The 12,243-nt window shown below is 45.0% G+C and carries 10 protein-coding genes; 8 read left to right on the top strand and 2 right to left on the bottom strand.

Going from position 1 to position 12,243, the window contains the following annotated elements:
- Window positions 1–66: 66 nt before the first annotated feature.
- A complete protein-coding gene (locus RZ44_RS03395) occupies window positions 67–1,419 on the bottom strand; it encodes an aspartate kinase (RefSeq protein WP_035808501.1) in 1,353 nt (450 codons plus the stop codon).
- Window positions 1,420–1,566: 147 nt separating this feature from the next.
- On the opposite strand from RZ44_RS03395, the gene RZ44_RS03400 reads away from it, so the two are divergent.
- From RZ44_RS03400 to RZ44_RS03415, 4 genes are read left to right on the top strand one after another with little or no spacing between them, the layout of a single operon-like run.
- A complete protein-coding gene (locus RZ44_RS03400) occupies window positions 1,567–2,775 on the top strand; it encodes a homoserine dehydrogenase (RefSeq protein ID WP_035808502.1) in 1,209 nt (402 codons plus the stop codon).
- Between the two features lie 2 nt (window positions 2,776–2,777).
- A complete protein-coding gene (thrC, locus tag RZ44_RS03405) occupies window positions 2,778–3,839 on the top strand; it encodes a threonine synthase (protein ID WP_035808504.1) in 1,062 nt (353 codons plus the stop codon).
- Between the two features lies 1 nt (window position 3,840).
- Window positions 3,841–4,719 (top strand): homoserine kinase, encoded by an 879-nt coding sequence (gene thrB / locus RZ44_RS03410; protein WP_035808506.1) that lies wholly within the window; start codon window positions 3,841–3,843, stop codon window positions 4,717–4,719.
- Between the two features lie 58 nt (window positions 4,720–4,777).
- Window positions 4,778–5,215 (top strand): DUF2188 domain-containing protein, encoded by a 438-nt coding sequence (locus RZ44_RS03415; protein ID WP_035808513.1) that lies wholly within the window; start codon window positions 4,778–4,780, stop codon window positions 5,213–5,215.
- A 560-nt stretch (window positions 5,216–5,775) separates the two neighbouring features.
- On the opposite strand, the gene RZ44_RS03420 is transcribed toward RZ44_RS03415, so the two are convergent.
- On the bottom strand, window positions 5,776–6,783 hold the full coding sequence (locus RZ44_RS03420) for an LLM class flavin-dependent oxidoreductase (protein ID WP_035808515.1): 1,008 nt from the start codon (window positions 6,781–6,783) through the stop codon (window positions 5,776–5,778).
- 126 nt (window positions 6,784–6,909) lie between these two features.
- On the opposite strand from RZ44_RS03420, the gene RZ44_RS03425 reads away from it, so the two are divergent.
- From RZ44_RS03425 to recD2, 4 genes are read left to right on the top strand one after another with little or no spacing between them, the layout of a single operon-like run.
- On the top strand, window positions 6,910–8,043 hold the full coding sequence (locus RZ44_RS03425; protein ID WP_035808517.1) for a cysteine desulfurase family protein: 1,134 nt from the start codon (window positions 6,910–6,912) through the stop codon (window positions 8,041–8,043).
- A 29-nt stretch (window positions 8,044–8,072) separates the two neighbouring features.
- Entirely contained in the window at window positions 8,073–9,176 is a 1,104-nt protein-coding gene (mnmA, locus tag RZ44_RS03430) for a tRNA 2-thiouridine(34) synthase MnmA (protein ID WP_035808518.1), read from the top strand.
- Window positions 9,176–9,820, top strand: a complete 645-nt coding sequence (locus RZ44_RS03435; protein ID WP_035808520.1) for a tetratricopeptide repeat protein — start codon at window positions 9,176–9,178, stop codon at window positions 9,818–9,820. The genes mnmA and RZ44_RS03435 overlap by 1 nt, the downstream gene beginning before the upstream one ends.
- 6 nt (window positions 9,821–9,826) lie before the next feature.
- Window positions 9,827–12,190 (top strand): SF1B family DNA helicase RecD2, encoded by a 2,364-nt coding sequence (recD2, locus tag RZ44_RS03440; protein WP_035808523.1) that lies wholly within the window; start codon window positions 9,827–9,829, stop codon window positions 12,188–12,190.
- Window positions 12,191–12,243: the final 53 nt, after the last annotated feature.

Genomic DNA, 12,243 nt, shown 5'->3' on the forward strand with positions numbered 1-12,243 from the left:
ACTCCTAAAGTTTAAATACTAATCTTTATTATAGATGTGTCAGTATTTTAGTTAAAGGATAATCCCTCAGAAAAACTCTTTAAACAACGCTTTAATTGCCGGTTCATGATCTTTTGTTTTTATTGCAAACATCATACTGTACTCCGTTGAACCCTGGTTCATCATGCGGATGTTGACCTGTTCTTTTGCGAGAGCTGCCGTAACACGGCTGACGATACCCACCTGACGGGCCATGCCGAGTCCGACGATAAAGAGCATGCTCAGATCTTCTTCGACTTCAATCCATTCAGGCTCAAGCTGAATATCGATTTCGTCGATAATTTTCTCGAGAGAGTCATTATTGTCGAACTGATTTGAACGCATAATAATCGAAATATCATCAATCCCGGAAGGCATATGCTCGTATGAAATCTGATAGTCTTCAAGAATCTGCAAAATACGTCGCGTAAAGCCGACTTCTTTGTTCAGTAAATATTTGTGCAGTGAGATGGAAGTAAATCCTTCATCACAGCTGAAGCCGATAACCGGAATATCCGGATCAAGGTCGCGTTCGGGTACAATTTTAGTTCCCTCGATATGCGGGGCATTCGTATCGCGGATCATAACAGGGATCTTTTCCTGATACAGCGGTTCAAGTGCTTCATCGTGGAAAATACCAAAACCGGCATATGCAAGTTCGCGCATTTCGCGGTATGTAATTTCCTCGATTTTGTATGGATTGTCGATAATGCCTGGATGTGCTGCATAAATGTGTGATTCATCTGTATAATTTTCATACAGTTCTGCTCGGATACCGCGTGCAATAATAGCACCTGTAATATCAGAACCGCCGCGTGCGAACGTCACGATGTTACCGTTGTCTGCGATCCCGTAAAATCCAGGAATGACCAGAACATCTTCGGGATAGTCTTTTAATTTGCTGATGTTTTCGTATGAACCAGGGATCAGTCTTGCGTTCGCAGGCGTATTCGTAACTTTTATGCCTGCTTCTTCCGGTGATACGTATTTAGCGTTTACACCAAGCGAGTTGAAGTAGGAGCTGATCAGGCGGGCATTAAAATCTTCGCCGCGGGACTTCAGTGCATCGAGCAGTTCTTCATCGTCTTCAATCGTCGTTAAATAGCTGCGCAAAATGTTTTCAAAATCATCGAGCAGCGAACGGTCGACTGCAAGTTCGTCAATAATTGATTCATAGCGTTTTAATATTTCACTTAAAGCATCTTCGGTATCGAGGCCGGAAATTTTGCTGGCGTGGAGTGCAATGAGCATATCGGTTACTTTTACATCGTCATCGTGTCTCTTTCCGGGCGCGCTCACCACGATGGTTTTAATGTTTTTATCGTTTTGGACTATGGATGCGACTTTCTTAATTTGTGTTGCATTAGACAGGGAACTTCCACCAAATTTAGCTACTTTCATATTAAACACCTTTTTTTATATTAGTTTTAGGGTCTTATAATACATTAAAAGTTTAGAAAAGTGTAGAGTTTTCAGAATACATCTTGAATTTTTTTCTGAATCGCTCTAATATAAGTGTTTATAACTAACTCAATATTGGAGGTCACTATGAATAAGAAAATTGCTTTACTCGGTATGGGCACTGTGGGCAGCGGTGTCGTTAATTTAATACGAGAAAATGAAGACTTGATACATTCATCGTCAGGGGTGGGCTTTACGATTACCCACGTTTTGGTTACGGATACGACCAAGACCAGAACCGCTGATGTATCAAACATTCGGGTGACTGATGATATTACGGAAATAGAAAATGCCGATATCGACCTTGCAGTGGAAGTAATGGGAGGTATCGACAGCACGAAAGAAATTATTAAAAGATTTTTACAAAAAGGCATTCCGGTCGTGACGGCGAACAAGGATATGCTTGCTGTTCATATCGATGAACTGGAACAGACCGCTGCGGAGAATAATACGGCGCTGTACTACGAAGCGGCAGTTGCAGGCGGCATTCCGATTATTCACACATTGCAGCACAGTTTAAATGCAAATAAGATATCAAAGGTAATGGGAATTCTGAACGGTACGACGAACTACATCTTATCGAAGATGGCGTTTGACGGCTGGGAATACGACGATGCATTAAAAGATGCACAGGCAATCGGCTACGCAGAAGCGGACCCGACAGCCGATGTAGAAGGTATCGATGCAGCGCGTAAAACACTGCTTCTTGCTCGCCTTGCATTCGATAAAAAGTTCACACTCGATCAGGTAAAGCTGAACGGCATTTCGGGGGTGGATATTAAAGATATAGAACTAGCCAAAAGTGCAGGCTTAACTTTAAAACTGCTCGGTGTGGCGGAAGATCTGCAGGGTAAATACAATCTTGCGGTTGAACCGATTTTCGTTGAAACGACACATCAGCTGGCGAACGTACATTATGAAAAGAATGCGGTATTCGTTAACGGAAATATGCTCGGTGAAGCAATGTTCTACGGTCCGGGTGCCGGCAGTTATGAAACTGCATCAGCCGTCGTAAGCGACATGATCAACAGTGCTGTGATTACAGCGGAAGCGAAAAATGTGCCGGCAGAAAACGGCGAACTTGCTGAGGAGCTCGCAGACAGTGCATACTATTTAAGATTTAATGAATCATTACACGATGTACAGTCATTCCTTGCTTCACTTGATGTGCAGTTTGAAAATATAGATACAGAAGAAGCGGCGTTCAGAACGGTTAAAATGAGCGGTGCAGTATTACAGCAGATTAAAGATAAATTCGCGGTTGCCGCGGCATATAAAATAAATGGAGCTGAATAATCATGACTTGGCAGGGTGTCCTAAAAGAATATAAAGAATATTTACCAGTAACAGAAAACACACCGGAATTGACTTTGTATGAAGGTAATACTCCATTAATTAAATTGGAAAAGCTGTCTCTTGAACTCGGCATAGAACTGCATGCAAAATTCGAAGGTCTGAACCCAACAGGTTCGTTTAAGGACCGGGGGATGGTGCTTGCAGTGGCGAAAGCGAAAGAAGACGGTGCACACACTGTAATTTGTGCGTCAACGGGGAATACATCAGCTGCAGCATCTGCTTATGCCGCTCGTGCCGGATTGAATTCAATCGTTATTCTGCCCGAGGGCAAAGTGGCTGTCGGTAAAGTAACCCAGGCGATGATGTCGGGTGCAAAAACTGTAACGATAGACGGCAACTTTGACGATGCACTGAAAATCGTCCGTAAAATTTCCGCAGAGAACGAAGGTATTGAACTGGTTAACTCGTTAAATCCGTACCGTATCGAATGTCAGAAGACAGCTTCTTTTGAAGTGGTGGATGCACTCGGTAAGGCACCGGACTACTTATGTATACCTGTCGGTAACGCAGCAAACATTGCGGCGTACTGGAAAGGGTTTAAAGAATATAACGAGAAAAAAGGCTCGGCTTTACCGAAAATGTTCGGCTTTGAAGCTGAAGGCTCCGCTGCAATCGTTAAAGGTGAAATTATCGAAAACCCTGAAACAGTCGGCACGGCAATCCGTATCGGAAACCCTGCAAGCTGGGACAAAGCTGTGGCGGCACGCGACGAATCAGGAGGTAAAATCGATTCGGTAACAGACGATGAAATTCTCGCGGCTTATAAACGCGTAGCATCTTCTGAAGGTGTATTCTGTGAACCGGGCTCTGCTGCATCACTCGCAGGTGTCATTAAATCCGTGGAAAACGGCAGCATTAAAAAAGGTTCCACAGTCGTAACCGTGCTGACTGGGAATGGTCTGAAAGACCCGGACACTGCGATGGAAGTTGCACTCGACCAGCCGAAAAAACTGCCGATGGATGAGCAGGTTATCGTAGAATATATCGAAAGTCTGGAACAGTAGGATGGCTGAGTTATCGTTAAAAATCCCGGCGTCGAGTGCAAACCTCGGACTCGGATTTGATTCAATCGGTGTTGCTGTTAACAAATTTCTGTATATTGAAGCGAATCTGTCGGATACTTTTAAAGTATCGTTTAAAGACTTTGCATTATCCGTGCTGCCGTCCGATGAAACAAATTTAGTGTTCACGACAGCACGCAATATTGCCGGTAAATACGGTAAGGAACTGCCCGCGCTGCACATCGAAATGCAGAGCGAAATTCCGTTGTCCCACGGTCTCGGTTCGTCATCCAGTGCGATTGTCGCAGGTATCGAAATCGCTGATCACTTCCTCGGACTTAACTTATCCGATCACGATAAAGTGCTCCTCGGCTGTGAAATCGAAGGGCACCCGGATAACATCGGTCCGTGTATTACCGGCGGTGCTTTCGTCGGATATTATCAGGACGGCGAGCTGTTTTACTATCATCTCGACCTCGATAATATCGGTCTGATTATCAGCGTGCCGGAGTATGAAATAAATACTGAAGAGGCACGCGACGTACTGCCTAATGCTTACACTAGAAGTGAAGCGGTGGCACAGAACGCACTTGCCAATGTGATGATTCTGGCACTTCATAACAAAGATTACGGTCTGATGGGCGAGCTCATGATGAAAGACAGTTTCCACGAACCGTACCGTCAGCCGCTGATTAAAGAATTCGACGACATTAAAAAATCTGCACTGGATGCAGGAGCACTTGCTACGGTAATCAGCGGTGCCGGTCCGACAGTGCTGACCCTTGCAGAAGAAGATGCGCTTGACACAGTACTTCAGAAACTGCAGTCAGTTGAAGATGTGCATCATGAAATTGTCAGCGTCTATACGAAAGAGGGAGTTTAGCAGCCGGTGAAAAGGGAACAGTGATATGAGTTAAATAATATCGCAGAGGACTGATATAATGGCTTGGAATATGCAGGACTATCCCGATTCACTGAAGAATTTTGACGAACTCGAACGGAAGAAAATAATCGATATAGCAAATGCACTGCTCGACAGCGGATACAGTGAGGAGCGTGCGATACCAATCGCAACATCCGAAGGTAAAGACTGGTATAAAAACGCGTCGGATAAAGAAAAGAAAGAATTTGAAAACGAAGATAATCCGTCTAAAAACGACACACACGATACAGAAAGTGCGAATCCGGATCTGCTGGATGAAGACGTTGTTGTGAAATACGACGACGAAAGAGACGAATGGACAGTGAAATCCGTTAAGGCAGAGCGCGCAGCCGGAACTTATCAATATAAAAACGAAGCTGTGGAGCGCGCGAAGGAAATTGCCGAGAATAAAAACTCAAACGTTGTGACGTATACGAAAGACGGCAAAAAAGAATAAATTCTATTGGGAGAGGGCTGATTTTCAGCCCTTTTTTTGTTTGGGGTTGGAGCGTTTTGTATGTGGAGATGTACGGGAAGTGGTGGATTGACAACGGTGGCGTGCCGTTGTGTACCGAGAGGGCTGGAATGACAACGGCGAACGCCCGTTGTAAACCGGGAGGGCTGGAATGACAACGGTGATTCCCCGTTGTGAACTATGGGTGCTGGATTGACAACGGCGACTGCCCGTTGTGAACCGAGAGTGCTGGAATGACAACGGTGATTCCCCGTTGTGAACTATGGGTGCTGGATTGACAACGGCGACTGCCCGTTGTGAACCGAGAGTGCTGGAATGACAACGGTGATTCCCCGTTGTGAACCGGGAGGGCTGGAATGACAACAGTGATCCCCCGTTGTGAACCAGGAGTGTTGGATTGACAACGGCGAACGCCCGTTGTCAATCAATCCACCCAATCCACCCAAACTTACTAACTCCAACTTCAACCCACTCCCAAACTCACCAAAAAACAGCAGGACCGCCTCATAAAAAAGGCGGTCCTGCTGTCTGCATAACAAAAATCATTCGATTTCCGCGTTATATTCCTTCACGGCTTCTTCAAACAGGTCATATGACTTCAATAACTGATCCATATCGTATATATATGCGGTCATAATGATTTCATCGACTCCGAATTTTTTCTGGAAGTCTTTCAGCTGTTCAACTGCATCGTCTTTCGTCCCGAAAAACTGTATCGGGAATGAGCTGTTGATTGCCATTTCTTCCCGCGGTGACCAGATGCCGTCCATTGAATCGACCGGCGGCTGGAGCTGGTCGCGCTTATTGCGGATCAATCCGAGTATTGTCTGGTAATGTGTTGTCGCCAAATATTCTGCTTCAGCTCGCGTATTTGCCAAAATCGCATTGTTCGACACCATCTTATACGGCTCAGCCAGTTGTTTGCCGGGTTTAAAGTTTGCTTCATAAATTTCAAATGCATCTTTCATCTGTGCCGGTGCAAAGTGAGCGGCAAAGGCATACGGCAGGCCGAGACTTGCTGCTATGTGTGCAGAGTCGGTTGATGAACCGAGTACATAAAGCGGAATTTCAGTGCCTGCACCCGGATACGCAATTAATGAAGTACCTGAATCTGATAAATATCGCTGCAGCTCTTCGATTTCATCTTTAAATGAAAATACGCCTTCATGGTTATTGCGGCGGATTGCATTTGCTGTCAGCATATCCGTTCCCGGTGCACGACCGAGTCCGAGATCCAGACGGTCGCCGAATATTGCATGGAGTGTCCCGAATTCTTCGGCGACGATGTACGGCGAGTGGTTCGGCAGCATCACACCGCCGCTTCCGACGCGCAGGTGCTCGGTGTTGTGCAGTATATGCTGAATGAGCTGGCGCGTCGCACTCGACGCCACAGACACCATGTTATGGTGCTCGGAAACCCAGTAGCGCTGATAACTTGAGCCGTCCACGTGTTTGGCGAGCTTTATCATGTCTTCGAATGCGCCTTTTGCATCCGAACCCTGACGGACTGGCACCAGATTCAGTACCGATATATTTAATTTCTTAGTCATCTTGAAACCTCCATGTAAATTAACTGTCATATAGTATTCTCTTATAATCAAACAGAAAAGTATAAAAATCTGCCTGAACGTGGTAAAATCTATAAGAATTAAAAGTAGATGATGGGTAGGGATAACATGTCAATTTATGTGGATTATGCAGCCACGACTCCTATAGATGAAGAAATTTTAAAAAGTATGCTGGATTCGGCGGGTAAATTCGGCAATCCGTCCAGCATTCACCGTGTCGGTAAAGAGGCGAAAGCTTTTTATGAAGCATCCCGCAAAACGATTGCGAAACGCCTGAACGCACACCCGGACGAAATTGTGTTCACGGGCAGTGCAACAGAAGCGAACAATACGGTTATTAAAAGTGCCGCGGCTTTTTACGATGCACCTCACATTATTACGACGAATGTCGAACATGCGTCGGTGAAGGAAACATACGCTGAACTGGAAGATACGTGCAATGTGACATATCTGAACGTCGATAAAAACGGACAGATTAATATCGATGAGCTGAAAAACGCATTGACTGAACAGACAAAACTCGTGTCGATTATTATGGTTAACAACGAGACAGGCACTATTCAGCCGATGTCTGAAATTGCGGAAGTGATGAAAGACAGCAGTGCACTTCTTCATATCGATGCGGTACAGGCATTTAAACAGCTGCCGGTTGATGTCGAAGCGCTGAACTGTGATTTTCTCACGCTGAGCGGTCATAAACTGTATGCTCCAAAAGGCATCGGTGTACTGTATGTCAAACGCAATACCCATCTGAAAAGAATGATTACAGGCGGATCGCAGGAGCGGGAACGCCGTGCCGGGACAGAGAATACACTGTACGCACACGCAATGATGAAAGCAGTGGAACAGGCGGATGACAATAGAGCCGAAACTGCTGACACGCTTAAAGCGTTAAAAAATACACTGCTGACAGCACTTAAAAATGAAGGTGTGCCGTTCGAAGTGAACGGCGGCACAAACACGCAGACGAATCATATCGTTAACGTGTACTTTCCATGGAGTACGTCGGAGTACCTCCTGACAGCGATGGATATGGCAGGCATATACGCATCGGGCGGCTCGGCATGCAACGCAGGGACTGTACAGCCGTCACACGTCATTAAAGCAATGTACGATGAAGACCGCGCACGCAGTTCGATCCGTTTCAGCTTCGGTGAAGCACTGACAGAAGATGATATGAAGTTTATCGCAGAAAAACTGAAAACTATTTATACAGGTTTAAATACGCACGAATCGATATAATTTTAAAGAAATGAAAGGAAGAATTTTTAATGACTAATAAAGACACGACTGTTGTTGTTGGAATGAGCGGAGGCGTCGATTCTTCGGTAACGGCAAAACTGCTCCTCGAAGAAGGTTACAACGTCGTCGGAATTTTTATGAAAAACTGGGATGATACAGATGAGTTTGGAGTATGTACAGCGACGAATGACTACGAAGATGTAAGACTCGTTGCAGAAGAAATCGGTATTCCGTATTACTCTGTAAACTTTGAAAAAGAATACCATGACCGTGTATTCCAGTATTTCCTCGATGAGTACAAAAAAGGACGTACGCCGAACCCTGACGTAATGTGTAACAAAGAAATTAAGTTTAAAGCATTTTTAGATCACGCAATGAAACTCGGTGCAGACTATGTGGCAACAGGCCACTATGCGCGTGTCGTTCACGGCGAAGACGGAGCGAAGATGCTCCGCGGTGTGGATAACAACAAAGACCAGACTTACTTCCTGAATCAGCTGACACAGGAACAGCTCAAAAGAACACTGTTCCCGCTCGGTCACCTTGAGAAGCCGGAAGTACGCGAACTGGCACACAAATACGATCTTGCAACAAAAGATAAAAAAGATTCAACAGGTATTTGTTTTATCGGGGAAAGAGACTTTAAAGAGTTCCTCGGCAATTATCTGCCTGCAAATCCGGGGCGTATGATTAATATGGAAACCGGTGAGGACAAAGGTAAACACGACGGTCTGATGTACTACACGATCGGCCAGCGCCAGGGTCTCGGTATCGGCGGAGACGGCGGTCCGTACTTCGTGGCAGGTAAAAACCTGGAAACAAATGAGCTGTACGTTGTTCAGGGTGACAGCAGCGAAGCGCTGATTTCGACAAGCCTGACAGCGAGCGAAGTGAATTTTATCAATCCTGTTGCAGAGTCATTCGAATGTACTGCCAAATTCAGATACCGCCAAAAAGATGTACCGGTATCAGTAAAAGTGCTCGGTGAAGATCAAATCGAAGTATCATATGAAAGCGCAAGCGCGGTAACGCCGGGACAGGCTGTTGTTTTATATGACGGTAACACGGTAATCGGCGGTGCCACAATCGATAAAGTATTCCGGAACGGTAAAGAACTGGAGTACCTGGCATAATGTTTGAGTATCAGAAGCATATCGAATCCGGAGAACACGAAAAAGCACTGGAACTGATTTTTAAAACGATTGACGACAACCCGAAGGATGAAACGCACTATATTAACGGTGCAATCGTTCTGAGCAGTATCGGCAAACTTGAAGAAGCGGAACGGTTCCTGCAGCAGGCTCTTGTACTGAAACCCGACAGTTTCAGCGCGGGGTATACACTTGCAAATCTGTACTTTAACGCTGAACGCTATAAAGAAGCGCTGACATTGTATTTAAATGTTTACGATAAACATTTCGAAGACAGCGATTTGAACTTTATGATTGCACGTTCATATGTAAATACAGGCGATCTTGCGATGAGCATACCGTTTTTTAATACCGCGCACAGTAAAAACGAAAACGATACGGACATTAGTTTTGAGTACGGCCTGACACTGTGTCAGCTGGAACAGTATGAGCCGGCACAAAAGCTGCTTAAATCCGTAACGGAAAAAACCAGTCACGCAGATGCAGAGTATAATCTCGGCCTTGCAACATATATGAAAGACGAAGACGTTGAAACCGCACGTAAACATTTTAAACGTGCAGCGGAAATTCAGCCCGATCATCATCTGGCGCAGCATGCATTGAAAAAATTTGAAGAGCTGGGGTAGATCAATATGACACAGGATGCACAGACATCAATTTATGATGAACTTTATATTGTGGGGGACGTGGACCGTGTTATCTTCATGAGTGAAGATACACGGTTTCATGTGCTGCGTGTAAATGTGTCTAAAACAAATACCCGGTTTAAAGAAGATGCGATTGTGACAGGTCATTTCCACGATATTCAGGAAACTGAAAGCTATAGATTTACCGGTAAAGTAACTCAGCATGCCCGTTTTGGTGAGCAGTTCAGCGCGTCGGAATTTAAAAAGGAAATTCCGAATACGAGCCACGGACTCGTACAGTATTTCTCAAGCGATAAATTCCCCGGCATCGGAACAAAGTCGGCAGAAAAGATAGTCGATGCACTGGGTCTTGATGCGCTCAGTAAAATCGCGAAAGATGACAATGCACTGAATGAAGTCAGAGGTCTGACAAAGGCAAAAAAACTGCAGATTATGGAAACCGTCCGCAGCTCAAATGTTGCGGACGAGGCATATCTGCTGATGATTAAACTGAATATCGAGCCGTCAAAGCGGTCTAAAATTATCGATACATATAAAGGAGATACGCTGAACATTCTTCAGAATCATCCGTATCAGCTCGTCAGTGATATTTTCGGTATCGGCTTTAAAAAGGCGGATCAGATAGCGCTGAATGCAGGCATCGAACCGGATGACCCCGAGCGGCTTGTTGCCGGGGTGATGTTTACGCTGAATGATGAAATTACAAGTATCGGCCATACCTATATTCTGCACGATGAACTGGCGGAAAAAACGCTGGAACGTTTAAATACATCGGGCATGTATTTCCGGACGGATGATGTCCGGGTTGCCGTCGAACAGCTCGCGCTGCATAAGAAGCTGATTATTACCGATGACCGGGTGACGCTGCCGAATATATATTATTCCGAACATAAAGCATCGGAAAAAGTCAGTCAGCTGCTCGCGCATAATCACGATGAAATTAATATCGATGATGCAAAAGCTGTTATTAACGGAATTGAAAATACACTGGCTATCGATTACAACGATAATCAGCGCGCCGCCATCCTAAATGCACTGACAGAAAAAGTGTCTATTATTACCGGCGGGCCGGGTACAGGGAAAACGACCATCGTTAAGGGCATCATTACTTTGTATCAGGAAATATTTGAGTACGAAGACTACGATTCATATAAACCGAAAAATTATCCCATTAAACTCGTCGCACCGACCGGCAGGGCGTCAAAACGGATGGCGGATACGTCCGGTATTGAAGCAAGTACGATACACCGGCTGATCGGCTGGGGGCAGGATACTGCGGTCGACGATATTATCGACAATGAAATCGAAGCGGAACTGATTATCATCGATGAGATGTCGATGGTGGATACGTGGCTTTTTTATCAGTTTATGCAAAACGTCATGCCCCATACGAAACTCGTTTTCGTAGGAGACAGTGCCCAGCTGCCGTCAGTCGGTCCGGGAACGGTATTTAAAGATTTAATCGGCTCAGGCACAATCAGGACGACAATTCTCGATACGGTGTACCGACAGGGTGAAGGTTCATCGATTGTTAAACTCGCATATGACATCGACAAAGGTGTGCCGATGAATATAAGCGATAAGTTTAAAGACAGACTGTTTATACCTGCCGGAACGGATCAGATAGCGGAAGTGGTGGATACAGTCGTTTCAAAAGCGGTGGACAAAGGTTACGATATGCGTGATATCCAGGTGCTGGCGCCAATCTACAGAGGACCGGCGGGTATCAACATACTGAACCAGCTGCTGCAGAAAATATTAAATCCACATGCCGAAGATAAAACAGAACTTCAGTTCGGCGATAAAATTTTCCGTACCGGTGACAAAGTCATCCAGCTGATTAACCGGACTGAGGATAATATCTTTAACGGTGACTCGGGTATAATTGACGGCATTTATTTTAAGGACACCGACGACGTTGAAAAAGACACGCTTGTTGTCGATTACGACAATACAAAAATTGCATATGAACGGAGCGACCTCACCGAACTGTCACATGCTTATTGTACGAGTATTCATAAAGCCCAGGGGAGCGAGTATCCGATAGTGATTATGCCGATCGTGTCGAGCTATTATCATATGCTGATGAAAAATATTATTTATACGGGAATTACACGGGCGAAAGAATCGCTTATTCTGTGCGGGGATGCCAATGCATTTTACGGGGGAATTAAACGTGAAGGCATTCCGAGAAATACGATGCTGCAGGAGTTTCTGAAAAAGTACTGCAAAGTGTACGATAAGAACCCGGAAGATCTGCCGGATTATTTAACAGAGGAAATGGTCGAAAGTATGACGGTTGATCCGATGATCGGCATGGAGGGCGTTACGCCTTATGAATTTGTTTGACACTAACAGATTAAAAAATTATAATTGGAATTAATAAAAGCTGAAATTTTGAA

It is taken from the genome of Jeotgalicoccus saudimassiliensis, from assembly GCF_000756715.1.
In the GTDB taxonomy this organism is placed as follows: Bacteria; Bacillota; Bacilli; order Staphylococcales; family Salinicoccaceae; genus Jeotgalicoccus; species Jeotgalicoccus saudimassiliensis.